Source organism: Ensifer sp. YR511 (assembly GCF_900103045.1).
Lineage (GTDB): Bacteria > Pseudomonadota > Alphaproteobacteria > Rhizobiales > Rhizobiaceae > Ensifer > Ensifer adhaerens.
This window is the reverse complement of sequence record NZ_FNGR01000004.1, coordinates 381752-405077: the sequence shown is the minus strand read 5'-3', so window position 1 is coordinate 405077 and position 23326 is coordinate 381752. Positions and strand designations below refer to the sequence as shown.

Annotated in this window: 22 protein-coding genes and 1 tRNA gene; 12 read left to right on the top strand and 11 right to left on the bottom strand. The window is 62.8% G+C overall.

What is annotated here, in order from left to right; all coding sequences use genetic code 11:
* The first annotated feature begins 224 nt into the window (after positions 1–224).
* The 4 genes from BLU15_RS11400 to BLU15_RS11385 all read left to right on the top strand — a co-directional run bounded on the left by BLU15_RS11400 (position 225) and on the right by BLU15_RS11385 (position 3593).
* Positions 225–1688 (top strand): MFS transporter, encoded by a 1464-nt coding sequence (locus BLU15_RS11400; protein WP_034802351.1) that lies wholly within the window; start codon positions 225–227, stop codon positions 1686–1688.
* A complete protein-coding gene (locus tag BLU15_RS11395; protein WP_060521350.1) occupies positions 1685–2344 on the top strand; it encodes an aspartate/glutamate racemase family protein in 660 nt (219 codons plus the stop codon). The genes BLU15_RS11400 and BLU15_RS11395 overlap by 4 nt, the downstream gene beginning before the upstream one ends.
* A 132-nt stretch (positions 2345–2476) precedes the next feature.
* Entirely contained in the window at positions 2477–3067 is a 591-nt protein-coding gene (locus BLU15_RS11390; RefSeq protein WP_060611016.1) for an ankyrin repeat domain-containing protein, read from the top strand.
* Positions 3068–3089: 22 nt separating this feature from the next.
* Positions 3090–3593: a YHS domain-containing (seleno)protein gene (locus tag BLU15_RS11385; RefSeq protein ID WP_051659626.1), complete on the top strand. Its 504-nt coding sequence runs from the start codon at positions 3090–3092 to the stop codon at positions 3591–3593.
* 27 nt (positions 3594–3620) lie between these two features.
* Here the strand turns inward: BLU15_RS11385 and BLU15_RS11380 are convergent, their stop codons facing one another.
* A complete protein-coding gene (locus BLU15_RS11380) occupies positions 3621–5840 on the bottom strand; it encodes an adenylate/guanylate cyclase domain-containing protein (protein WP_090295418.1) in 2220 nt (739 codons plus the stop codon).
* A 170-nt stretch (positions 5841–6010) separates the two neighbouring features.
* Between BLU15_RS11380 and BLU15_RS11375 the strand changes: the two genes are divergently transcribed.
* The 3 genes from BLU15_RS11375 to BLU15_RS11365 are packed head-to-tail and all read left to right on the top strand — an operon-like array spanning position 6011 to position 9331.
* Positions 6011–7429 (top strand): DUF1254 domain-containing protein, encoded by a 1419-nt coding sequence (locus BLU15_RS11375; protein WP_090295415.1) that lies wholly within the window; start codon positions 6011–6013, stop codon positions 7427–7429.
* Between the two features lie 17 nt (positions 7430–7446).
* On the top strand, positions 7447–8469 hold the full coding sequence (locus BLU15_RS11370; protein WP_090295475.1) for a DUF1254 domain-containing protein: 1023 nt from the start codon (positions 7447–7449) through the stop codon (positions 8467–8469).
* A 34-nt stretch (positions 8470–8503) separates the two neighbouring features.
* Positions 8504–9331 (top strand): alpha/beta fold hydrolase, encoded by an 828-nt coding sequence (locus tag BLU15_RS11365; protein WP_060521353.1) that lies wholly within the window; start codon positions 8504–8506, stop codon positions 9329–9331.
* A 48-nt stretch (positions 9332–9379) separates the two neighbouring features.
* Here BLU15_RS11365 and metH read toward each other — a convergent pair whose 3' ends face one another.
* From metH to BLU15_RS11345, 4 genes are all read right to left on the bottom strand, one after another.
* Complete coding sequence (gene metH, locus BLU15_RS11360) at positions 9380–13150, bottom strand: methionine synthase (protein ID WP_090295414.1); 3771 nt, start codon at positions 13148–13150, stop codon at positions 9380–9382.
* A gap of 165 nt (positions 13151–13315) precedes the next feature.
* Positions 13316–14470 carry an AGE family epimerase/isomerase gene (locus BLU15_RS11355; RefSeq protein WP_162728692.1) on the bottom strand — a complete coding sequence of 385 codons (1155 nt, stop codon included), beginning with the start codon at positions 14468–14470 and terminating at the stop codon, positions 13316–13318.
* A 9-nt stretch (positions 14471–14479) separates the two neighbouring features.
* Positions 14480–14974 (bottom strand): heme-degrading domain-containing protein, encoded by a 495-nt coding sequence (locus BLU15_RS11350; protein WP_034802370.1) that lies wholly within the window; start codon positions 14972–14974, stop codon positions 14480–14482.
* Positions 14975–14979: 5 nt separating this feature from the next.
* Positions 14980–15876, bottom strand: a complete 897-nt coding sequence (locus BLU15_RS11345; protein ID WP_090295407.1) for an ROK family protein — start codon at positions 15874–15876, stop codon at positions 14980–14982.
* A 252-nt stretch (positions 15877–16128) separates the two neighbouring features.
* Between BLU15_RS11345 and BLU15_RS11340 the strand changes: the two genes are divergently transcribed.
* Both BLU15_RS11340 and BLU15_RS11335 read left to right on the top strand, forming a co-directional pair.
* A tRNA-Arg gene (locus tag BLU15_RS11340) sits at positions 16129–16205 on the top strand.
* A gap of 54 nt (positions 16206–16259) precedes the next feature.
* A complete protein-coding gene (locus tag BLU15_RS11335) occupies positions 16260–16796 on the top strand; it encodes a GNAT family N-acetyltransferase (protein WP_244546730.1) in 537 nt (178 codons plus the stop codon).
* A gap of 7 nt (positions 16797–16803) precedes the next feature.
* Here BLU15_RS11335 and BLU15_RS11330 read toward each other — a convergent pair whose 3' ends face one another.
* The gene (locus tag BLU15_RS11330; protein ID WP_090295402.1) at positions 16804–17706 is read right to left on the bottom strand and encodes a LysR family transcriptional regulator; all 903 of its coding nucleotides are present in this window, start codon (positions 17704–17706) and stop codon (positions 16804–16806) included.
* 112 nt (positions 17707–17818) lie between these two features.
* On the opposite strand from BLU15_RS11330, the gene BLU15_RS11325 reads away from it, so the two are divergent.
* Positions 17819–18541, top strand: a complete 723-nt coding sequence (locus BLU15_RS11325; RefSeq protein ID WP_090295399.1) for an SDR family NAD(P)-dependent oxidoreductase — start codon at positions 17819–17821, stop codon at positions 18539–18541.
* A gap of 81 nt (positions 18542–18622) precedes the next feature.
* Here the strand turns inward: BLU15_RS11325 and BLU15_RS11320 are convergent, their stop codons facing one another.
* Positions 18623–18826, bottom strand: a complete 204-nt coding sequence (locus BLU15_RS11320; protein ID WP_090295397.1) for a hypothetical protein — start codon at positions 18824–18826, stop codon at positions 18623–18625.
* On the opposite strand from BLU15_RS11320, the gene BLU15_RS11315 reads away from it, so the two are divergent.
* Positions 18825–19094, top strand: a complete 270-nt coding sequence (locus BLU15_RS11315) for a hypothetical protein (protein ID WP_090295394.1) — start codon at positions 18825–18827, stop codon at positions 19092–19094. The two genes, BLU15_RS11320 and BLU15_RS11315, sit on opposite strands and share 2 nt — an antisense overlap.
* A 40-nt stretch (positions 19095–19134) precedes the next feature.
* Here the strand turns inward: BLU15_RS11315 and BLU15_RS11310 are convergent, their stop codons facing one another.
* From BLU15_RS11310 to BLU15_RS11300, 3 genes are all read right to left on the bottom strand, one after another.
* Positions 19135–19503 carry a VOC family protein gene (locus tag BLU15_RS11310; protein WP_060582868.1) on the bottom strand — a complete coding sequence of 123 codons (369 nt, stop codon included), beginning with the start codon at positions 19501–19503 and terminating at the stop codon, positions 19135–19137.
* A 126-nt stretch (positions 19504–19629) separates the two neighbouring features.
* The gene (locus BLU15_RS11305) at positions 19630–19791 is read right to left on the bottom strand and encodes a Thivi_2564 family membrane protein (RefSeq protein ID WP_089044368.1); all 162 of its coding nucleotides are present in this window, start codon (positions 19789–19791) and stop codon (positions 19630–19632) included.
* A gap of 154 nt (positions 19792–19945) precedes the next feature.
* Positions 19946–20668: an META domain-containing protein gene (locus BLU15_RS11300; RefSeq protein ID WP_090295391.1), complete on the bottom strand. Its 723-nt coding sequence runs from the start codon at positions 20666–20668 to the stop codon at positions 19946–19948.
* Positions 20669–20876: 208 nt separating this feature from the next.
* On the opposite strand from BLU15_RS11300, the gene dxr reads away from it, so the two are divergent.
* Positions 20877–22052, top strand: coding sequence for a 1-deoxy-D-xylulose-5-phosphate reductoisomerase (gene dxr, locus BLU15_RS11295; RefSeq protein ID WP_090295472.1), 1176 nt, complete (start codon positions 20877–20879; stop codon positions 22050–22052).
* A gap of 45 nt (positions 22053–22097) precedes the next feature.
* Here the strand turns inward: dxr and hemA are convergent, their stop codons facing one another.
* The gene (hemA, locus tag BLU15_RS11290) at positions 22098–23312 is read right to left on the bottom strand and encodes a 5-aminolevulinate synthase (RefSeq protein WP_090295389.1); all 1215 of its coding nucleotides are present in this window, start codon (positions 23310–23312) and stop codon (positions 22098–22100) included.
* Positions 23313–23326 lie beyond the last annotated feature (14 nt).

Genomic DNA, 23326 nt, shown 5'->3' with positions numbered 1-23326 from the left:
CCCGTTAGAGTGCAATCTGTCGCCAAGCTTTTGACGGCAAACGAGAAACTGTCGTTTCCCGTCGAGTGGCACGAAATCTGCATTCCATAACCTGGGTTGCGAGCGGCCATTTCCTTTCGCAGCGCGTCATAGAATCTCCTATGAAACTCAGATTTCATGATGTAGATTTCATGAAACTGAGTTTTCACATTTTCACGTTGTTAAGCCATAAAGGGGAACGAACCATGGCAGCGGAAAATATGGTACCGTCCGGCAGGTCATCGCCGGTCATCAGACAGTTGGAATCAGCCTTCACCAAGATCGGCGTCACCGGCGCCCACAAGCAAATTCTCGCCCTCGTGCTCATCGGCTGCCTGTTCGACAGCTTCGAACAGAACACCATCGGCGTTGCCGGCCCGATCCTGAAAGAACATTGGGGCCTTACCGGCACCGACATCGGTTTCCTCAACACCATCACCTTTGGCAGCGCGGCGATCGGCCGCCTGCTTTCAGGCATCCTCGGCGACCGCTACGGCCGACGCGTGATGCTGACCATCAACCTCCTGCTCTTCACCATTGGCTCGGCCGCCTGCGCCATGGCGCCGAACTTCGCCACGCTCTGCTTTGCCCGTGCCATCGTCGGCTTCGGCGTCGGCGGCGAAATCTCGACGGCCGTTACCATGCTGTCGGAATTCTGCTCGCCGAAATTCCGCGGCACGGCGGCCGGCCTCGTCAATGTCGGCGCCGGCGGCTTCGGCAACTTCCTGGCGCCCGCCTTCGGCCTGATGATCTTCACCCTCTTCCCGGGTGAAAACAGCTGGCGCTGGCTCTTCGCCGCCCTCGCGCTCCCGGCTCTGCTCGTCGTCTTCTACCGCCGCTTCGTGCCGGAGACCCCGCGCTTCCTGGCTTCGCAGGGCAAGATCGACGAAGCCAACAAGGTGCTCTCCATCCTTGCCTCCGGCTCGTTGCGCCCGCGCAATCTCAAGGTCCAGGAGTATCTGACCAAGGATCACCTGAAGGACGAAGAGCCGGCCAAGAGCGACTGGAAGGAACTCTTCCGCGCGCCCTTCATCGGCCGCACGATCCCCGTCGCCATCGCCATCCTGATGAGCTACGGCGCCCAGCTTTCCGTGCTGACGCTGATGCCGATCATCTTCGTCTCCATGGGCTACACGCTGCAGGGCAGCCTGCTCTACAGCATGATCATCCAGAGCGGCAGCGTGCTTGGTGCCATCGCCGCCTCGATGTTCGGCTACTACTTTCCGCGCAAGAAGGTGCTGACGCTCGGCGCCGTGTTCGCCTGCCTCGCGGCGGTCTCGATCGCCTATCTCGGCACCAACATCTATCTGGTGCTGATGTTCGGCGCGATCTTCCAGTTCTTCGTGCTGCTGCTCAACACCTCGATCTGGATCTATGCGCCCGAACTCTTTCCGACCCGCATCCGCGCCTTCGGCGTGGCGCTGATCCTGGCAACCGGTTCGGCCGCGGGTTCCTTCGTCCCCACCATCGCCGGCGCCCTCTTCGACGTCTACGGCATGGTCGGTGTCTTCGGGCTTGCCGCCGGCATGTATGCGGTCTTTGCCTTCTGCATCCAGCTCGGCCCCGAAACCTACGGCATGTCGATGGAAGACCTCACCCAGCCTGCCGATGCCGACCTGGCAAAGGCTGACACTTCTGAAATCAAAGTCGGCGTGGAACTGAGAACGTGAGCGCACATATCCTTCTGATCAACCCGAACAGTTCGCGTGCCACGAGCGACATGATGGTCGCCATCGCACGCCGGGCGGCATCAGGACGCATGGCCGTGGCAGTCGCCACGGCCATGCGGAACCCGCCGATGATCGTCACGCCGGAGCAGCTGGACGCATCCGCTGCCGAGGTCGTCGAGATCGGCGAAAAGCATGAGGCCGGATGCCTCGGCATCGTCGTCAGCGCCTTCGGCGATCCCGGCCTTGCCGCGCTCAAGCACCGGCTCGATATCCCCGTCATCGGAATCTGTGAGGCCTCGATGATCGAGGCCTCACAGGGCGGCCGCAAATTCGGCGTCGCCACCACGACGCCGGAACTGATCCAGGCGATCGACGACCGCGCCCGCGATCTCGGCGTCTGGGAACAATATACCGGCATCCGTTGCACTTCGGGCGATCCGCTGGCGCTTTCCGCCCACCCGGATCGGCTGCTTTCGGCTCTCGGCGATGCGGTCCGCCAATGCATCGAGCTCGACGGCGCCGAGGCCGTCATCATCGGCGGCGGCCCGCTCGGCCAGGCGGCCGACGAGCTCCAGCCGATGTTTTCGACGCCGATCATCGCCCCCATCCCGAGCGCAATCGGCCGCATGCTCGACCTGATGCAGGTCGCCGCCTGACAGGCATTCCTCATCGCAGACACCCAAAAGGAGTATGGATCGGGCGGCGCTAATGCCTGTTTCCGCCGGCCGCCCTGTGGTATTTTCGCCCTTCCTAATTGGCGAGACCGAAGCTGGGGCGGAGGTTACGCGATGAAATCTCTCTTTGCTTCGCTGGTCGCGGTGGCGTTCTTCGCCGCGGCGGCGAACGCGGGTCCTTTGCATGACGCGGCACGGGACGGCGACACGGAACGCGTCAAACAGTTGCTCGATCAGGGAACCGACATAACCGAGCCGGATGCGGCCGGTGAACCGGCGCTGTTGATTGCCGCTCTCAAGGGTCGCGCCGAGGTCGTCGCCCTTCTCATCGAGCGCGGCAACGACATCGAGATCCGCAATAAGGGTGGTCTCACCGCGCTTCACGCCGCGGCCTATGGCGGCAATCTCGAAACCGTCAAACTACTCGTCGCCAAGGGCGCGGCGGTCAACGACGTCGCCAACTTCTACAAGATGTCGCCTCTGCATGCAGCAGCCGAAGAAGGCCACGCCGAAGTGGTCGCCTTCCTGCTTGCCAACAAGGCAGACATCGAAGCCAAGGAGCGCAACGGCTATACGCCGCTCACCCAGGCCGGCTGGCGGTCCTATTGGCCGGCCGCCGAACTTCTGTTGAAGGCCGGCGCCACCTGCCAGAAGGCCGAGCTTGTCGGCGAATGGCTCTACGGCGAATGCACGAAACGTCAATAGATCCGGAAACGGAGGAAACGGCATGTCTCGACACTCCATACGATTTATAATCGCGGCGACAGCGGCGTTCCTTGCGCCGGCCGTCCCGTCACTGGCAGAAGAGCCCGTGAACACCGGCTACTTCGGTGACGTGGCGATCAAGGGTTACGATCCCGTCGCCTATTTCACCGAGAACAAGGCTGTCGAAGGATCACCCGAATTCAGCTATCGCTGGCTTGGCGCCACCTGGCAGTTTGCCAGCGCCGAGCATCGCGACCAGTTCATCAAGGAGCCGACCCGCTATGCGCCGCAATATGGCGGCTACTGCGCCGATGGCGTCTCCTTCGGCACGGTCACGACCAACATCGATCCCAAAGCCTGGCGCATCATCAAGGACAAGCTCTATCTCAGCTACGATCCGGGCGCAGCCGACGGACTGGTGAAGAACCCGAACAAGGTGGTCGATTCGCGCAAGCACTGGTCCGAGGTCGAGCAGACGCTGCTCACCGAGAAGGCGAACATCAACTGGACGCAGCCCCGGCCCTGAAGGCCGGCGGCTCGGCGATGACAACCGTCACTTCTCGATCGAGAAGAACTTCAGCGACTGCGGCGTGACATTGATGTAGTCCGCCGTGCGCTCGCCCTTTGCCGTATTGCGGTAGACATAGCCGCAGACCATGCGGTCGAGAAAATAGCCGTCATATTTTTCGCAGAGCTGGTTGCCCTTCACTTCAATCCGACCGGTGATGTTGGTGTTGCTGGTGCGATAGGCGGTGTTGCCGTCCTTGTCGAAAAACTGCGCAAAGCCCGTGCCGTTCTTGTGCACGCCGACCCAGGTCTTGTCGGTGGTCAGTTGTTTCAGCTCGGCCGGGCCGAGCCGGTCGCTGGCGGCGCCGACGAAGCCGAAGGGCCATTCCGGAATACCGGCGACGCGAAGGCCGAAGAGGTGGCGATAGAGATCCTCTTCGCGCCAGTAGTCGTAGAGATAGCCGTAGTAGCTCAGGTTCGTGTCCGGGAAGAGCTTCAACAGCTCGTCCGCTTCGGCGGCCGCACTCTGCTGGTCGCCGCGCTGGGCATAGGCCGACGCCAGATACTCCCGCACCGCCTCCGCCTTTGGCAAGGATGCGCCGGCCGCTTCAATCAGGGGGATCGCCTTCTCAAGGTGACGCGTCGTGTAATAGACGATGCCCGAAAGCAGCTGCAGGCTCGAAGATGGCGACGGATCAAGCCTCAGCGCCCGCTCGATATCGTCGAGCGCCTGCTCGTGTTCACCGGTCTGGGCCAGTATCAGCGCCAGATTGGCGAGCGCCTCGGCATCCCCCGGCTGCGCCGAGACGGCTCGAAGCGCCGATTCCTTTGCCTCAAGGGGACGGCCGTCCACCAGCTGCAGCAGCGCCAGCACGGTATGGGCGCGGGCGTTGTTGGCGTCGAGCTTCAGGGCCTGTCCCGCCGCATCATAGGCGATCTTGCGCGCCACGGCCGCGGACCAGAGATAGTTGTAGTCGTTGCGCCAGACGTCGACGGCGACCCGGGCGATACCGGCATGCGCATCGGCGAACTTCGGATCGAGATCGATCGCCCGCTGATAATAGGAAAGCGTCTGGCGATAGGTGTCGACGTCGCGCCAGATCAAGCCCTGCTGCTCGGCGCGCATGTAGTTGTCGTAGGCCTCGAGATTGTCCGTCGGAATGCGCGCCAGCTGGTCGCGTTCGCCCTCGCTGAGCTTGACCTCGAGCGCTGCGATGATCTTGCCGATCACGTCGTCCTGAACCGCAAAGAGGTCGGCGTATTGCCGATCGTAGCGCTCGGCCCAGAGCGAAAGACCGCTCATCGCATCGATCAGCTTGACGTTGATGCGCAACCGCTGGTCCGCCCGCTGCAGCGTGCCCTCCAGCACATAGTGTACGCCAAGCTCGGCGGCCACGTCCTGGATCTTGTCGGTACTGCCCTTCAGCGCGAACACCGAATGGCGCGCGATGACAAAGAGGCCGGACACTTTCGAGAGTTCTGTGATGAGATCGTCCGTCAGCCCCTCGGCCAAATGGTCGTGATCGCTGTCGCCGCTGACATTGATGAAGGGCAGCACGGCAACCGAAGGCTGGTCCGGCAGCGGATAGGCGAAGCGCTGCGCCATCCCCTCCTGCCCGATCCACGTCCAAGGCTGCCACCAGGCGACCGCAGTCGACAGCGCAATCGCGACGAGACCAACGACCGATCCCTTCACCCAGGCCGCATTGCGTCGAGGCTTCTCGACAACCGTCCTGCCGGCGGCCCCCGGATCGAGGAGGACCCGGTAAACCCGGATCGGCTCGGCAAGCCCCTTGACCGTCTGTTGACCCAGGGACGCAAATCCGACTTTCAGCTTGGAGCTGACCTGGTCGTAAGCCGTGCCGGAGATCGCAATACCACCCGGCTCGGCAAGTCCCTGGACCCGATCGGCGATGTTGACGCCGTCGCCATGGATGTCGTCACCCTCGACGATGATGTCGCCAAGATTGATGCCGATGCGGAAGTCCAGCCTCTCGCCATCTGGCGCCTTGTCGGCTTCCGCCTCCGCCTTGCGCCGCTGGATCTCGACTGCGCATTGGGTCGCGTCGACAACGCTGCGGAATTCGACGAGCAGGCCATCGCCCATCGTCTTCACCAGACGCCCGTGATGCTCGCGGAAAAGCGGCTCGAGAATATCGCCGAGATCCGACTGGAATCGCAAGCGCGTCCCTTCCTCGTCCAGCCGGCTCAAGCGGCTGTAACCGACGACATCCGCGATCAGGACGGCTGCGAGACGGCGCTCCATCGACGGGCTCTCAACGTGCGATGTACTCCAGAGGCAATGGTACCGCAGCTTGGCGGGCGGCGCCATCGGCACGCATGGACGAGACGCGTCGACCAGGCCGTAACCGTTACGTACTTGCAGGACCTCGCTGAAGTGCCACGATTACAGGCGATCATCCGAAGGAAGCTGCCATGCTCAAACGACGGTCTCTGCTGGTGCTCGGCGCTCTTGCCACGGCACTTCCCGCACTCAAGTTGACGAGCGCGAGGGCTGCCGATGCAGGCCTCTCTGCGGACGAGGCGCGCGCCATTGCCAAGGACGCCTATATCTACGGTTTCCCGCTGGTCGACAGCTACAGGGTGCAGCATTCCTATTTCGTCGATCACGGCAATCCCGAGTTCAAGAGCGGCTGGAATACGCTCAACAATACCGCGCGGGTCTATACGCCTGACGACAAGGCGATCCAGACGCCAAATTCCGATACGCCCTACTCCTTCCTGGGCGCGCACCTGCGCGCCGAGCCGCTGGTCCTGACCGTGCCGGCGGTCGAGAAGGAGCGCTACTACTCGCTCCAGTTCGTCGACATGTACACCTTCAATTTCGCCTATGTCGGAAGTCGCGCCACCGGCAGCGAGGCTGGCACCTTCCTGCTGGCGGGACCGGGCTGGAAGGGTGAAACCCCGCCCGGGATCAAGGCGGTGATCCGGTCGGAAACGGAATTCGCTTTCGTGCTTTACCGCACGCAGATGTTTGATCCCGCCGACATCGAGAACGTCAAGAAGATCCAGGCGGGCTACAGGGTCGAGCTGCTGTCGAGCTTCCTTGGTCAGCCGGCTCCGGCACCGGCCGCGGCCGTCGATTTTATCACCCCGTTGAGCGCGGCTGACGAAAAGACCTCGCCTGACTTCTACAGGGTCCTGAATTTTATCCTGCATTACTGCCCGACGCACCCGTCCGAAACGGCGCTGATGCAGCGTTTCGCCGATCTGAACATCGGTGCGGGCAAGACGTTCGACATCACGGCTTTCTCGCCGGAGATCCAGAAGGCGATCACTGACGGCATGGCGGACGCCTGGGCGGCGTTCAAGGAACACAAGGAAACCGAAATCGACACCGGCAAGGCTTCGAGTGCCGACGCGTTCGGCACGCGGGAGTTCCTGAAGAACGACTATATGCAGCGCATGTCCGGCGCGGTTCTCGGTATCTACGGCAACTCGAAGGACGAAGCTCTCTATCCCGCCTATTTCGTCGATGACCAGAAGAAGCCGCTGACCGGGTCGGGCCACTACACCTTGCGCTTCGAACCCGAGCAACTGCCGCCGGTCAACGCCTTCTGGTCGCTGACCCTCTACGAACTGCCGTCGAGCCTGCTCTACGCCAATCCGCTTAACCGCTATCTCATCAACTCGCCGATGCTACCGAACCTGCAAAAGGACGCCGATGGCGGCGTGACGCTCTACGTCCAGCACGAGAGCCCTGGGCCTGACAAGGAAGCAAACTGGCTGCCGGCGCCGAGCGGCCCGTTCTTCACCGCCATGCGGCTCTACTGGCCAAAGCCGGACGCATTGGACGGAAAATGGAAAGCGCCGCCGATGCGGCGCGCCAACTGATCAACGAGGATTTGAATATGAAACACTATCGTTCGTTCCTCATTGCCAGTGCACTGGCGATGGCTGCCGCAACCCAGGCAAGCGCCGCCGACCCCGTAACCGTCGGTGTCGACAACTTCGTTCGTGCCGAGAGCGACATGTACCTCGCCTCCATGGTCAAGGACGGCGCCTTCGGCAAATTCGTGCATCGGCGCGAACCGGCTTCGATCGACAATCAGACCGTCATTCGCCTCAACCGCGATACGCTCTATTCATCGGCCGTGTTCGATCTCGACGCGGGCCCGGTTACGGTCACCATGCCGGACGCGGGAAAACGCTTCATGTCGCTGCAGGTGGTCAATGAGGACCACTATGTGCCGGAGGTCGTCTACGGCGCCGGAGAGGTGACGTTGACCAAGGAAAAGGTCGGCACGCGCTACGCCGTTGTCGGCGTCCGCACCCTGGTCGATCCGACCGACCAGAAGGATATCGCCGAAGTCCACGCCCTGCAGGATGCGATCAAGGTGACCCAGGAGAAGGAAGGCACGTTCGAAATCCCGGCCTGGGACCCGGCCAGCCAGAAGAAGGTGCGCGAAGCCCTGCTTGCGCTCGGCGCCACCATGCCGGACTTCAAGAAGGCCTTCGGCACCAAGGCCGACGTCGACCCGATCCGCCATCTGATCGGCACCGCGACCGGCTGGGGCGGCAACCCCGACAAGGACGCGTCCTATCTCAACGTCACGCCCGCCAAGAACGACGGCAAGACCATCTACAAGCTCGACGTCAAGGACGTACCGGTCGATGCCTTCTGGTCGGTCAGCGTCTACGACGCGCAAGGCTTCTACGAAAAGAACGCCTACAATGCCTACGCGATCAACAATATCACCGCCAAGAAGGGCGACGATGGCAGCGTCTCGATCCAGTTCGGCGGCTGCGACGGCAAGATCGCCAACTGCCTGCCCGTGGTCGACGGCTGGAACTATACGGTGCGGCTCTACCGGCCGCGCAAGGAAATCCTCGACGGAACCTGGTACTTTCCCGAGCCGCAGCCGGTAAACTAGGCGTGCCGCGAATTTGGCAGCGGAGGCCGCATGCATGGAACACAGCGATGACAACCTTGCGGCCTTCGCCGAGCATGGCGCAACGCCCCTGCCCGCAGCAACGGGTGAAGGCCGTGTCGAGCGTGACGGCGCACGAATCTGGTATGCGACCTATGGATCGGGCGAACCGGTTATCCTCTTGCACGGCGGCCTTGGCCACAGCGGCAACTGGGGCTTTCAAGTCCCGGCCCTGCTCGACACTGGCCACCGCGTCATCCTGATCGACAGCCGCGGCCATGGCCGCAGCACCCGCGACCGAAAGCCCTACACCTACGAACTGATGGCGGCGGACGTGCTTGCGGTGATGGACAGGCTGGATATTCAGAAGGCCGCCTTTGCCGGCTGGAGCGATGGCGCCTGCATCGCGCTTATCCTCGCCTCACAGACGCCGGAACGCGTCAGCGGCGTCTTCTTCTTCGCCTGCAACATGGACCCGAGCGGAACGAAGGACATCGAGCCGAGCCCGGTGCTCGACCGTTGCTTCAGCCGTCATGCCGAAGACTACCGCGCGCTGTCGGCGACGCCCGACGATTTCAGCACCTTCGTCGACGCCGTCAGCGAAATGCAGAGAACCGAGCCGAACTACACGGCGGAAGATCTCGGCAAGATCCGCGTGCCGGTCGTGATCGTCCAAAGCGAAAACGACGAGTTCATCAAACACGAGCATGCTGACCATCTCGCCCGCAGCATTCCCGGCGCCGCGTTCATCCTTCTCGATGGCGTCAGCCACTTCGCCCCGCTGCAGCGGCCCGACCGCTTCAATGCCGCGCTCACGGCTTTCCTTGTCGCACTCGAAGACGAGCCCAAAGGCGACGCGCAATGACGGCATTGACGAGCCCTTGTCGGCTCGTCATCTCGCCCTCAGGCGACGCTACTCGGCCGCTTCGGTCTCAGGCATCGGCACGTAGTTGAGGATCGGCGACAGCCAGCGCTCGACCTCGCGCACCGGCATGCGTTTACGTGTCGCATAGTCCTCGACCTGGTCGCGCTCGACCTTGGCGACACCGAAGTAATAGGCTTCGGGATGGCCGATATAGAGGCCGGAAACCGACGAACCCGGCCACATCGCATAGCTCTCGGTGAGGCTGACGCCGATCGTTGCTTCTGCGTCAAGCAGCCGGAAGAGCGTTGCCTTTTCCGTGTGATCGGGCTGGGCCGGATAACCCGGCGCCGGGCGGATGCCGGCATAGGGCTCCCCAATCAGCTCCACGGGCGTAAACGTCTCGTCCGCCGCATAACCCCAGAGTTCGGTGCGCACATATTCATGCATGCGCTCGGCAAAGGCCTCGGCGAAACGATCGGCCAGCGCCTTGACCATAATCGAGGAGTAATCGTCGTTGGCGCGCTCGAAGCGCTCGGCGATCGCCACTTCCTCGATGCCGGCTGTGACAACGAAACCGCCGACATAGTCGTTGGAGCCGCTATCAACAGGCGCGACGAAGTCGGAAAGGGCCACGTTCGCACGGCCATCGCGCTTGCTGAGTTGCTGGCGCAGCGTGAAGAAGGTCGCAAGTTCAGCGGCCCGATCCTCTCCGGTAAAGAGCCGGATATCGTCGCCGACCGTGCCTGCCGGCCAGAAGCCGACAACCGCCTTCGGCGCAAACCACTTCTCCTCGATGATCTTTTTCAGCATCGCCTGCGCGTCGTCGAACAACTGGCGGGCAGCCGCACCTTGCGCCTCGTCGTCGAGGATCTTCGGATAGACGCCCTTCAGCTCCCAGGTCTGGAAGAACGGCGTCCAGTCGATGTAGCGGGCAAGCTCCGCCAGATCCCAGCTTTCGAACACGCGCGTGCCGAGGAACGAGGGCGTCTTGGCCTGATAATTCGACCAGTCAACCCGATGCTGATTGGCACGTGCCTGCGACAGGGGCAGCCGGCGCTTTTCCGCCTCGTTGCGCGCATGCGCGTCGGCGACCTTGCGATACTCCGCCCGAACCGTCTCCATGTAATTGTCGCGCGCTTCGGGCGAGAGCAAGCTCGATACGACGCCGACGGCGCGGCTGGCATCGGTCACGTAGACCGTCTGGCCGCGATCGTAGCGCGGATTGATCTTGACGGCGGTGTGCACGCGGCTGGTGGTCGCGCCGCCGATCAGCAGCGGTACGTCGAAGCCTTCGCGCTCAAGTTCCGAGGCGACATGCACCATTTCATCCAGTGAGGGCGTGATCAGGCCAGAGAGACCGATGATGTCGACCTTCTGCTCGCGCGCCACTTCGAGGATCTTCGCCGAGGGCACCATGACGCCGAGATCGATGATCTCGTAATTGTTGCAGGCCAACACGACGCCGACGATGTTCTTGCCGATGTCGTGCACGTCGCCCTTGACCGTCGCCATCAGGATCTTGCCGGCGCTTTCGCGCGCCTCGCCGCCATTGGCGAGCTTTTCTGCCTCCATGTGCGGCAAGAGCACGGCGACCGCCTGCTTCATAACGCGTGCGGATTTGACCACCTGCGGCAAGAACATCTTGCCGGAACCGAAGAGGTCGCCGACGACGTTCATGCCGGCCATCAGCGGGCCCTCGATGACATGCAGCGGCCGCGCTGCCTCAAGCCGAGCCTCCTCGGTATCAGCCTCGATGTATTCGGTGATGCCGTTGACCAGCGCATGTTCGAGGCGCTTTGCCACCGACCATTCGCGCCAGGAAAGATCCTTCTCGCGGCCCTGCGAGCCGCCCTGTCCGCGATAGCGCTCAGCGATCTCCAGCATGCGCTCGGTCGAATCGGCGCGGCGGTTGAGCACCACGTCCTCGCAGGCCTCGCGCAGATCGGCATCGATGGCGTCATAGACGGCGAGCTGGCCGGCGTTGACGATGCCCATGTCCATGCCCGCCTGGATGGCGTGGTAGAGGAACACCGCGTGCATTGCCTCGCGCACCGGCTCGTTGCCGCGGAACGAGAAGGAGAGGTTGGAGACGCCGCCCGACACATGCACGTGCGGCAGGGTCTTGATGATCTCGCGCGTCGCCTCGATGAAGTCGACACCGTAGTTGTTGTGTTCCTCGATGCCCGTCGCCACGGCGAAGATGTTCGGATCGAAGATTATGTCTTCGGGCGGGAAGCCCGCCTGTTCCGTCAGGAGCTTGTAGGCGCGTGTGCAGATCTCGATCTTGCGCGCCTGGGTGTCGGCCTGGCCGACCTCGTCGAAGGCCATGATGACGACGGCGGCACCGTAGGCGCGGCAAAGCCTGGCATGGTGCAGGAACGCCTCTTCGCCTTCCTTCATCGAGATGGAATTGACCAGCGGCTTGCCCTGAACGCATTTCAGGCCCGCCTCGATCACTTCCCACTTCGACGAATCGATCATCACGGGAACGCGGGCGATATCGGGTTCGGAGGCGACGAGGTTCAAGAACTCGATCATCGCCTGCTTCGAATCGATCAGGCCCTCGTCCATGTTGATGTCGATGATCTGGGCGCCGTTCGCCACCTGGTCGCGCGCGACGTCGAGAGCGGCCGAATAATCGCCGGCAGTGATCAGCTTGCGGAACTTCGCCGAGCCGGTGACGTTGGTGCGCTCGCCGACGTTGACGAAGGGAATGTCGGAGGTGAGCGTGAAGGGCTCCAGCCCGGAGAGCCGCATCAGCGGCTCGACCTTGGGGATCTCGCGCGGCGGATGCTTGGCAACGGCCTTGGCGATCGCGCTGATATGGGCCGGCGTCGAGCCGCAGCAGCCGCCGACAATGTTGAGCAGCCCGTCGCGCGCAAAGGCTTCCACCTGGGCGGCCATCTGCTCCGGCGTTTCGTCGTACTGGCCGAACTCGTTCGGCAGGCCGGCATTGGGATAGGCGCAGACGAAGGTATCGGCAACGCTTGAAAGTTCGTCGATATGGGCGCGCATGGCATTGGCGCCGAGCGCGCAGTTGAGCCCGATGGTGAAAGGCTCGGCATGGCGCACCGAGTGCCAGAAGGCCGTCGGCGTCTGCCCGGACAGGGTGCGGCCCGAGAGGTCGGTGATCGTGCCGGAGATCATGACGGGCAGGTCGATACCCTTCTCCGCAAAGACTTCCTTGGTCGCGAAGATCGCCGCCTTGGCGTTCAGCGTATCGAAGATCGTCTCGATCAGAATGATGTCGGCGCCGCCGTCGATCAGACCGCGGATCTGTTCGGCATAGGCGATTCGCAAATCGTCGAAGGTGACGGCGCGATAACCGGGATTGTTGACGTCGGGCGAAATCGACGCCGTGCGGTTCGTCGGCCCGAGCGCGCCGGCGACGAAACGGCGGCGACCGTCTGCGGCTTCGGCCCGCTTGGCCGCGCGCCGAGCCACTCGGGCACCATCGCGGTTGAGATCATAGACCATGTCTTCCATGCCGTAATCGGCCTGGGCGATGCGGGTCGAGGAGAACGTGTTGGTTTCAAGGATATCCGCGCCGGCGATGGCATAGGCGTAATGGATGTCCTCGATCGCCTTCGGCTGGGTCAGCGTCAGAAGGTCGTTGTTGCCCTGTTGATGACAGGCGCAGCCGCCAAATCGGTCGCCGCGGAAATGCTGCTCGACAAAGCCGAGCTGCTGGATCTCCGTGCCCATCGCGCCATCCATGATCAGGATGCGTTCGCGCGCGGCCTGGGCCAGCGCCCGCTTGATCTCGGAGCCATCCGGCTTGCAGGAAACATCGCCGAAAAGGGCGTCGATGGCGGACATGGGAAATCTCCCGTTCTGAAAACGACAAACACTAAGGCAAGTCAATCACATAAAGATATCTTTATGTCAACATATGCGGCAATCACATTTACCCCTCGGAGCAAAGAAAATGGCCCGCCGCAATCGCGACGGGCCATAATGAAAGCGATACTCTGGATCGGCAAATCAGATCCGGGCTAGGCAGTCCTCGGTTTCATAAATGGCGCAGAGGATATGGTAGAAGCTGCTCGCCGGCGCCGGCTCCTCGACGAAGGTGCCGTCGGCCTTCTGCTTGTCGCGCCAAAGGCCCGCAATCGGCGTCGCCAGAAACGTCTGAAGGGCCGCCGCTGCTCGCGCGGCCGAAGCAAGATAACGCTCGCGCTCGGCACCATTGGTGAGTGCGGCAAAGCGGACGGCCGCCTTCAGCCACTCGGTCTGCGGCCAAAGCCTCGCGATCGGATCTGCCACCGACAGATCGTCGAGAAGCGTCATGATCGCGACGTTGCGGTTCGCGCAGATGCCGTGGGCCTCACCGATATCGAACAGCCGCCGTGCCTTGACGATCGCCTCGGCGCTGCCGCGGCGCTCCGCCCAGCGCAAAAGCAGCCACGCCCATTCGAACAGATGTCCAGGCTCGACGATCCGGCCCTTTTCGCCTGCCATCGGCGCCCAGTCGTGATCGAAGAATTCGCGCAGCACACCGCTCTCGGCATCGATGAAATAATCCATCGCCAGATGCGCAATTTCGTCGGCGAGGTTCGCCCAGCCAACCCGATCGAAGCCCTCGACCGTCTCGCTCGCCAGGCACGCCTCAAAGAGATGCATATGCGGATTGGAGCAGAGCGGCAGGCGCGAGGGATTGTCTTCCTCGAAGCCGGCGACCGGATGCTTGACATGCGCCTCGATCCGCGAGCGAAGGTCATTGCTGCGCTCGATCATCTCGGCCTTGCGGGCCGGCACGACCTCGCCCAGATAGGCGAAGGCAAGCAGCGCGAAGGCCTGGTTGTAGAGGTCAAAGGACGGATCGAGCAGATTGCCGTCGGCATCGGCGAGCGCGCCGTAAAAGCCGCTCGGCTGCTTGAAAATGCGATCGAAATAGGCAAGCCCGCCTTCGGCGGCACCGCGCCAATCACCGGACCAGCCGCGCCGCCCGGCCTCGGCGAAACAGTAGACCTGCCGCGGCTGAACGCGTGCACGCCGGTTGGCGCGAGTCGGCTCGCCTGCCATATCGATCGTCTCGACGAAGCCGCCTGAATGATCGACACCCTTGTCGCGCCAGAGCGGCAGGGCCTTGTCTGCCAGCCAATCCGACAGCACGCGTGATTGCGAAATTATATCCAATGCCAATTCTCAGTCCTCGAGCTTCAAGGCGCCATGATCCTTGCCGAGCAGGGCCGAGAGCGCTTCGACCACCATGTTGTGGTCCTCGCGTTGCGGCAGGCCGGATACGGTGACGGCACCGATACAGCCGGTACCTTTGACGACGATCGGGAAGCTGCCACCGTGCGCTGCATAATCCGCATCGGCAAGGCCGAGCTTGGCCTGCAGATTGGTCTGCGCCTTGGCCAGCTCGCGGCCGGTGGCATAGCTGCTCTTGAACAGGCGGAACACGGTGTTGCGCTTGCGGCGAACCCAGTTCGGATTATCCGGCGTAGCCCCGTCGAGCGCGGCATAGAACACCTGCATCGAGAAGAGCGTGATGTCGATGACGACGCCAAGCTTGCGCTCGGCCGCCATCTTGCGCAGCAGTGAGCCAAGCTCCCACGCCGCATCGAGATCGAAGCGCTCGAACTGCAATTCCTGTTCCTGCCGCGCGATGCGGGCGAGGTCCTTGTCGATATTCATGGGGGTCATTCCTTCCAGAGCCAGGCCGCACCGCGCACGCCGGAACTGTCGCCGTGCAGGGCCTTGCGAATGGGCGTTTCGAACGTGTCGCCGAAGAGGTAGTTGACGACCCGCGGCGGCACGTCCTGGTAGATCTCGTCGACATTCGACATGCCGCCGCCAAGCACGTAGACATCCGGGTCGACGATGTTGGTGAGCAGTGCCAGGCTGCGCGCCAGCCGGTCGACGAAGCGCTCATAGACGCCCGTTGCAACCGGATCGCCCGCCCGCTTCGCCTCGATGATATCGCGCCCGCGCTTCTCGCCGCCGGTCGTCAGGCGATAGTCGAGCTCGACACCCGTGCCGCAGGCATACATGTCGAGGCAACCGTGCTTGCCGCACCAGCATTTGTGGCCAGGATATTCGTCCTGCGTCATCCAGGGCAGCGGATAATGGCCGATCTCGGCGGCAACGCCCTGGTAGCCGGCGTGCACCTTCTTGTCGATCGCAAGGCCGCCGCCATGGCCAGTGCCGACGATAACGCCGAAGACCACATGCTCATTCTTGCCGGCGCCGTCGACCGCCTCCGAGACCGCCAGGCAATTGGCGTCGTTGGCAAGCCGGACCGGCCGGCCAAGCGCCGTTTCGAGGTCACGCCCAAGGGGCTTGCCATTGATCAGCACCGCATTGGAATTGCGCACGATTCCGGTGCGCGGATTGGGACTGCCGGGAATGCCGATGCCGATCGAGCCCTGTTCGCCCGCCGTCTGCTCGGCGGCAGCAACCAGATCGAGAACGGCGCGGATGCAATCGTCATAGCCGCTGGTCGGGGTCGAGACGCGATGACGGGCGCGTGTTTCGCCATCGCGGCCAAGCGCGATGACTTCCATTTTTGTGCCGCCCCAATCTATTCCGATGAACATATGTGGATCAGGTCTCTGATGAAGGACTCAATGGGGAGCGCCAGCTTCCTCGGGCCGGCGCTTGCTTTGCTTAGCATTCAGAGGACATGGAAGACCAGCCCCCGTTTCATCGTCGTTTTCAAGCCTGCCGGTCCGCGTCGGCACACCACCCGGACGAGACGACCCAAGCTCGCCGCCACCTGCATTTCCGCGGGCACGCACGCAAAAACACTTGGCGAAGAGCCCTTGCTTTTGTATGGGTGCTATTCAAGTGGTCCCGTAGCTCAGCAGGATAGAGCACCAGATTCCTAATCTGGGGGTCCCGCGTTCGAATCGCGGCGGGATCACCATTCTCCAAGACCCCCCTTAATCGAATTGGACGCGGCGCACGCCGTGCTGACGCCGTGGATGACAGCAAAGCAACCCCCTCCGGAGAAAACACGGTTCATCTGCTCGTGACCTATATGGAAATGCTCGAACGTCCGGCGGGCGACGCGTTTCCGGCACCGATCGCGCAAGCGGTGGTCGCGTCCGAACGTCCGGATGCCGCTGCGTTTCTTTCGCTCTATCGCGCCGTCGGCGAACCGTTGCGCTGGGATCAGCGGCTGCGCATGCCGACGGCCGATCTCGACGACTTTCTCAGAAGCGCCTCCACGATCCTCTACATCGTCCGGCTGGATGGCCGCGCAGTCGGGCTCTGTGAATTCGACCGCGCCGATACCGGGGATGTCGAGCTCACCCATTTCGGCCTGATCCCGGATGTTTACGGCCAAAGGCTGGGGCCATTTCTGCTCGATAGCGCGCTGCGCGCCGTCTGGGACCGAGGTGCAAACCGGATCTGGCTACATACGGACGAATGGGATCACCCGAAGGCGCAGGCTACCTATCGCCGCGCCGGCTTCAGCGCCTTTGCGCAGAAGCTCGAGGAGATCGTGCCCTAACGCACGCTCACCGAAGCGGCTGCCACGCCGGGCCGCCCCAGGCTTTGAGTTCCTGCAGAAACACCTGCAGCCGCGATGGCAGGAAGCGCCGCGTCGGATAGACCGCATGCACAAAGACATCCGGCGCGGACCATCCCGGAAGCACGCGCAGAAGCTTGCCGCTCGCAAGCAGGCTGTCACAGAAGATCGGCGGGAGCCGGCCGATGCCGTGGCCGCGCTCGGTCATGGCACTCGCCGACTGGATATCGTGGACCGACACCGCCCCGGTCACACGCAGGCTGGCCGCTTCGCCACCCTTGACCAGATGCCATTCGGCCTCGTTGCCCCGGGCATTGACCAGGACACAGCGGTGGCCACTCAGGTCTTCGGGTCGCGATGGGGTGCCATGTTTGTCGAGATAGCCGGGTGCGGCCACCAGGAAATGGGTGCTTCGACCCAAACGCTGCGCGACAAGCGACGAATCGCGCAAGTCTCCGAACCGCACTGCGACGTCGATGTTTTCGGCAACGAGGTCCATGAACATGTTGGTGACGAGCAGATCGACCTCGATCTCGGGATACGTCTTCAGAAATGCGGACAGGAAATCAAAGAAGGGCGGCTGCCCGAGGGTCATGGGAACGGTGACCCGCAGCAACCCCTCCGGTCTTCTCTGTGCCTCGCTCAGCACCCGCTCCGCGTCGCGAAGCTGCTTCAGCGGTTCGCCGCATTCCGCATAATAGGCGCGCCCCTGCGCCGTGAGACTGAGCTTGCGCGTCGTGCGCTGGATGAGCGTGACGCCCAGTTGCTCCTCGAGCGCCGTGACCTTGCGGCTGACGGTGGAGACCGGCATGCCGAGCGAACGTGCCGCCCGGCTGAAACTCTCGAATTGGGCAACGGCCGCAAAGACCGCGATATCATTCAGATCGACCATGGGAAGATTTTTGCATCGTTGGAAAAGTAATTCCAGATATTTCCGCCTAATCGCACAATCTGGCAGCAGCCATATTGATCTCACCGAAACCGTCCATCCACGGAGAGATCAGATGACAAACAAAGTCGCCATCATCACCGGTGCATCCCAGGGCATCGGCGCGGGCCTCACAAACGCTTTTCTGGCAGAGGGCTACAGCGTCGTCGCAACCTCGCGCAATGTCAGCCAATCGCGCGAAATCACCGAATCGGACCGACTGGCCCGGGTCGACGGCGATATCGCCGATCCGGAGACGGCGAAACGCGTGGTCGAAACCGCGATCGCCCGGTTCGGCTCGATCGACGCGCTCGTCAACAATGCCGGCATCTTCTTCACCAAGCCCTTCGTCGACTACACCGCCGAAGACTACCGGCAGCTGAGCGCCACCAACATCGAGGGATTCCTCCACACGACCCAGCTTGTGATCAAGCAGATGCTTTCGCAGAAAAGAGGCGGCAGCATCGTCAGCATCACGACACCCCTTGCCGACCGACCGATTGCAGGCATGAACGCTTCGGTCGCCATGCTGACCAAGGGCGGCATCAACGCGATCTCGAAGAACATCGCCATGGAATACGCAAGGGACGGAATCCGCGTCAACGTCGTGGCCCCCGGTGTCGTCGACACGCCGCTCCACAAGGACAACCCGCGGGATTTCCTGAACACGCTCTCGCCGATGCACAGCATTTCCAGCGTGGCCGAGATCGCGGATGCCGTCCTGTTCCTGACCGGGGCGCCGCGCATAACCGGGGAGGTGCTGAACGTGGACGGCGGCGCGCATCTGGGCAAATGGTAGAGTGGGAGCGCCCGTTGCTGGCGCAGGGCGGCGCAGGGGAAAAGAAACGCGCTGACGTCATGCGCCTGTCACGAACGACAGCTAAACAACACTCACATCTTCCTGATGACCACGGATGAACTGGCATCGACGGAAGGTGATGAGGAAGGTCGGGTTTGCCCCGGCCTTTTTTTGTTGGGCCGGTCCCGTTCCTTCGATCACGATCGCAAGGTTGCCGCGCTGGGCGGCTGGCTTGACAGGAGATGCAGTCTGCCTGACGGTGCGCGCCTGACGGGAGGACACCATGGGTAAGCTTCTGCAAATCATCGCCATCGTCATCATCCTGGCCGCTCTGGCCGCCGCGATCGCGCTGCTCGCTGCCGATCCGGCAACGGCGCAGCTTCGGGCGCTCGTCATACTGCCTTGGGCCTTGAGCGCGATCCTGAGCGGCATACTTCTCGCGGCTTTCGGCTCGATGCTGCGGCAGCTCAGCGCGATCCGCGCCGCGACCGAGCGTCAGGCCGCCCTGTTCCAGGCCATCCTTGACCGCAGAGCGCCGACGGCCGCGCAATAAGCGTTGCTATCCGCGTTCGGTCCACCAAAACCTGATGATTTCAATCATCGGGCCGGCACACGCGCAGCCGATGTCCATCCGGGTCCAGCGCGACGAAGGTGCGGCCGAAGACCGCCGTCTTCAGCTCCTGCTCGATCGTGATCCCTTTGCTGCGCCATTCCGCATAAAGGCGCTCGACCTCGGCATCGTCCTTGACCATGAAGGCGACTTCAGAGCGGTGACCGCTTCCCGACGAAACGAAATCCCGTGCACCGGTGGACCAGAGACTGAACGTCAGCCCGTTTTCGAGTTGGAAGGCGACATAGGTCGGGAAGGATGCAACGGGTTCGCGTCCAAGCAGGCCGGTATAGAAGGCAGCGCTTCCGGTTGGGTCTTCGACATAGAGCAGGATAAGGTTCGGTGACAGCATCGTCGGGTCTCCTTTTCGATGCCCGGACCCTAGGCACTGCCGCTGTCAGATCCTGTCAGCATCAACCGGACGGTCAAAGGCCGCCGGGCCTTGCGATCCGGCGGCCTTTGGCTGGAAGCCGACACATCAGAAGACGGCGAGATATTTCAACAGAGAGATGATGCCGATGATGATGACGATGATCTGGACGATCTGCTTGGCGCGCGCGTCGAGCGGCAGACGCTGGACGAGATAGAGCACCAGCACGATGACGAGGAAGGTAATCAGAATTCCGATAAGCAGCCCCATGGAACACTCCCATTTTCACACAACAGCGCCGCGATGGCGTCGGGATTGTAACTAGGACGCGAAGGAAAAAGTTCCAATCGAGGCGACAACTTATGCCACTGGTTCACCCAGGCGCAGGCCGCGCCTGGTGTTTCCGCTCAGGCGAGAAGCCGGCTCAGGATGCCGGCTTGCAGGCGGTTCCCCGATCCTCGTCGCCTTTGGTGGCATCATACAGCGTTGCTTCCTCGCCCTTCGTCCACCAGACATATTGCCCGCCGGCATATTTGGCTCCGGACGCAGCTATCACGTTTGAGGCGACGACGAATGTGCCGTCGATGGTGAAGGTCACCAGCGAAACCGGGCCGGCATTGATGTATTCCGCCTCGATCGCCTTGCCGCCGCAGTCGTAGCGGACCGATTGCCGGTCCACCGCATCGGCGCCGGGAACGCGGATCGTCACGTCGGCGCCTTCAGACGCTGCCGTCATAGACGCCAGTTTCAGGGCGATGCCGCCGCCGGCCTTGCCAAGCACGAGCTTCGATCCTTCCACCGACCAGGAAAGCTCGTTGCTGAGCGCCTTGAGGAACTTCTGCTCCTGGTTCATCACCGCGTGCACGCACATCTTGCGTGTCGATGCCGCCGGGCCGAAGGTGATCTTCGAGCCGGAGAGACTGAAAGTACCGGTGAAATGGTTGCAGCCGGCCATGCCGCCATAGGTCCCGTCCTCGCGGATCTCCAGGGTCGACTGGAGATTGTCGATGACCCCACCCCCACCGATATCTTCGGCAAGCCAGGTGGCGACGAGCTGCGGCGGCACGTTTTCTGCCGCAACCGGCTGCATCGATGCCATTTCGATCGCGACGCAGGCGCAGGAAACGGCGGTTATGATTTTCAGCATCGCGAACTCCTCCGGACCCCGACTCAAGGCACCCAATTCTTAGCCTGCGGACGAGACGGAATGAAGACCGCGCCCTTGTTGCCGGCGGATTTCGCCTGTAGAGCCTAGCAAACAACATAAAAACTCGGATCGATCTCGTGAAGATCATGCGCCCGCGGCGAAGGCTCAGCCGGGCATCCCGTCCGAAAAGAAGAACATGGGTATTGGCATGGCATCCCACGACAGTGCGAAGCGCCGACTGACGATCCTCGGCTCGACCGGTTCGATCGGCACCAACACGCTCGACGTTATCGAGCGCCTTGGCGGCCGTGAGCGCTTCGACGTCGTCGCCGTCACCGGCAACGGCAACATTCCCCTGCTCGCCGAGCAGGCCGTGAAAGTTGGCGCCGAACTCGCCGTCACCGCCAACGATAGCCAGTACGAAAACCTGAAGGCCGCGCTCGCCGGCACCGGCATTCAGGTTGCCGCCGGCAAGAGCGGCCTGATCGAGGCGGCCGAGCGCAGCGCGGACTGGGTGATGGCGGCGATCGTCGGCAATGCCGGCCTGGCGCCGACGCTTGCCGCCGCCCGCCGCGGCGCCGACATCGCGCTTGCCAACAAGGAGTGCCTGGTTTCCGCCGGCAGTCTGTTCATCGACGCGGTGAAGAAAGGCGGCGGTCGGCTGCTTCCGGTCGACAGCGAACACAATGCCATCTTCCAGGTTCTGGAAGAACACCAGCGCCATGCGGTCGAGCGCATCATCCTGACCGCTTCCGGCGGCCCGTTCCGCACCAAGTCGCTGGAAGAAATGCGTCACGTGACGGCGGACGTGGCGCGCGCCCATCCGAACTGGTCGATGGGGCTGAAAATCTCGATCGACAGCGCCTCTATGTTCAACAAGGCGTTGGAGATGATCGAGGCAAAGCACCTCTTCGCGCTCGAACCCGCGCAGGTCGAGGTGATCGTGCATCCGCAGTCGGTGATCCACTCGATGGTCGGCTATACCGACGGATCGGTGCTCGCCCAGCTCGGCTGCCCGGACATGCGCACCGCCATCGGCTATGCGCTCTCCTATCCGAGCCGCTGCAGCCTGCCGATCGAGCGGCTCGATTTCGCCAAGCTGTCCCGCCTCGATTTCGAGGCTCCGGACGAAGTGCGCTTCCCGGCCATCCGCCTGGCGCGACGCGCCATGGTCGAAGGCGGGGTGCAGGGTGCGGTCCTCAACGGCGCCAAGGAAACCGCGCTCGACGCGTTCATCGCCGGCCGCACCGGCTTTCTCGCCATGGCAGAGATCGTCGAAAAGGTCATGGACAAGCTCGCCGACCTGCCGGCGGCAGCAACGATGGACGACGTCTTTGCCGCCGACGAAAAAGCCCGGCACTTGGCGGCCGGGCTGCTTCGGTAATTCAGAGCTTTCTGACCGGCGCGCATGGCGCCGGCAAGATTGGCCTTACGCGACAGCGCGGGCCAGCGCACAGCGCGACCACAGCGAATGCAGCGCGCCGACGAGATGGTCGATATCGGCATCCGAATGGAGCGGCGTCGGGGTGATGCGCAGGCGCTCGGTCTTCTTCGGCACCGTCGGATAGTTGATCGGCTGCACGTAGACGCCGAAATTATCGAGCAGGAGATCCGAGATCCACTTGCACTTGGCAGCGTCGCCAACCATGACCGGCACGATATGGCTCGGGTTCGGCATGTGCGGAATGCCGCGCTGGTCGAGCAGCGAGCGCAGGCGACGCACACGTTCCTGGTGCGCGAAACGTTCGACCTGGCTTTCCTTCAGGTGGCGGATCGAGGCGAGCGCGCCGGCGGCAAGCGTCGGCGGCAGCGCCGTCGTGAAGATGAAGCCGGAGGCAAACGAGCGGATGAAGTCGCAGAGTGCGGCGGAGCCGGTGATGTAGCCGCCCATGACGCCGAAAGCCTTGCCGAGCGTGCCTTCGATCACCGTCAGGCGGTGCATCAGGCCTTCGCGCTCGGCAATGCCGCCACCGCGCGGGCCGTACATGCCGACCGCATGCACTTCGTCGAGATAGGTCATGGCGCCGTACTTGTCGGCGAGGTCGCAGAATTCCTTGATCGGCGCGATGTCGCCATCCATCGAATAGACGGACTCGAAAGCGATGAGCTTCGGCGCACGCGGATCGGCGGCAGCGAGCTTGGCCTCGAGGTCAGCGACCGAATTATGCTTGAAGATGACGCGTTCGCACTTGGAGTGACGGATCCCCTCGATCATCGAAGCGTGATTCCCGGCGTCCGAGAAGACGATAACACCGGGAATCTTGGAACAGAGCGTTCCGAGCGCGGCCCAGTTGGACACGTAGCCCGAAGTAAAGAGCAGTGCCGATTCCTTGCCATGCAGGTCCGCGAGCTCGCGCTCAAGCAGGACGTGGTAGTGGTTGGTACCGGAAATGTTGCGGGTGCCGCCGGCGCCGGCGCCGCATTCGTCGATGGCGCGCTTCATCGCCTCGGTGACGACAGAATGCTGGCCCATGCCGAGATAGTCGTTCGAACACCAGACGGTGACTTCCTGAACGCCTTCAGCCGTATGGCGCACGGCCTTCGGGAATTGGCCGCGATGACGGGCGAGGTCTGCGAAAACCCGGTAGCGGCCTTCCTGATGCAGCCCGTCCAGCTCGTTCTTAAAGAAATTCTCGAAATCCATCATTTTCTCCAGTG

Excerpts from the sequence above, each read along its gene's own strand:
- BLU15_RS11320 (WP_090295397.1), bottom strand. The coding sequence starts at position 18,826 with ATGGTGTCCTCCCGTCAGGCGCGCACCGTCAGGCAGACTGCATCTCCT.
- BLU15_RS11310 (WP_060582868.1), bottom strand. The coding sequence starts at position 19,503 with ATGCTGTCACCGAACCTTATCCTGCTCTATGTCGAAGACCCAACCGGA.
- BLU15_RS11315 (WP_090295394.1), top strand. The coding sequence starts at position 18,825 with ATGGGTAAGCTTCTGCAAATCATCGCCATCGTCATCATCCTGGCCGCT.
- BLU15_RS11305 (WP_089044368.1), bottom strand. The coding sequence starts at position 19,791 with ATGGGGCTGCTTATCGGAATTCTGATTACCTTCCTCGTCATCGTGCTG.
- BLU15_RS11385 (WP_051659626.1), top strand. The coding sequence starts at position 3,090 with ATGTCTCGACACTCCATACGATTTATAATCGCGGCGACAGCGGCGTTC.
- dxr (WP_090295472.1), top strand. The coding sequence starts at position 20,877 with ATGGCATCCCACGACAGTGCGAAGCGCCGACTGACGATCCTCGGCTCG.
- metH (WP_090295414.1), bottom strand. The coding sequence starts at position 13,150 with ATGTCCGCCATCGACGCCCTTTTCGGCGATGTTTCCTGCAAGCCGGAT.
- BLU15_RS11380 (WP_090295418.1), bottom strand. The coding sequence starts at position 5,840 with ATGGAGCGCCGTCTCGCAGCCGTCCTGATCGCGGATGTCGTCGGTTAC.
- BLU15_RS11390 (WP_060611016.1), top strand. The coding sequence starts at position 2,477 with ATGAAATCTCTCTTTGCTTCGCTGGTCGCGGTGGCGTTCTTCGCCGCG.
- BLU15_RS11400 (WP_034802351.1), top strand. The coding sequence starts at position 225 with ATGGCAGCGGAAAATATGGTACCGTCCGGCAGGTCATCGCCGGTCATC.
- hemA (WP_090295389.1), bottom strand. The coding sequence starts at position 23,312 with ATGGATTTCGAGAATTTCTTTAAGAACGAGCTGGACGGGCTGCATCAG.
- BLU15_RS11375 (WP_090295415.1), top strand. The coding sequence starts at position 6,011 with ATGCTCAAACGACGGTCTCTGCTGGTGCTCGGCGCTCTTGCCACGGCA.
- BLU15_RS11325 (WP_090295399.1), top strand. The coding sequence starts at position 17,819 with ATGACAAACAAAGTCGCCATCATCACCGGTGCATCCCAGGGCATCGGC.
- BLU15_RS11345 (WP_090295407.1), bottom strand. The coding sequence starts at position 15,876 with ATGTTCATCGGAATAGATTGGGGCGGCACAAAAATGGAAGTCATCGCG.
- BLU15_RS11300 (WP_090295391.1), bottom strand. The coding sequence starts at position 20,668 with ATGCTGAAAATCATAACCGCCGTTTCCTGCGCCTGCGTCGCGATCGAA.
- BLU15_RS11350 (WP_034802370.1), bottom strand. The coding sequence starts at position 14,974 with ATGAATATCGACAAGGACCTCGCCCGCATCGCGCGGCAGGAACAGGAA.
- BLU15_RS11365 (WP_060521353.1), top strand. The coding sequence starts at position 8,504 with ATGGAACACAGCGATGACAACCTTGCGGCCTTCGCCGAGCATGGCGCA.
- BLU15_RS11330 (WP_090295402.1), bottom strand. The coding sequence starts at position 17,706 with ATGGTCGATCTGAATGATATCGCGGTCTTTGCGGCCGTTGCCCAATTC.
- BLU15_RS11370 (WP_090295475.1), top strand. The coding sequence starts at position 7,447 with ATGAAACACTATCGTTCGTTCCTCATTGCCAGTGCACTGGCGATGGCT.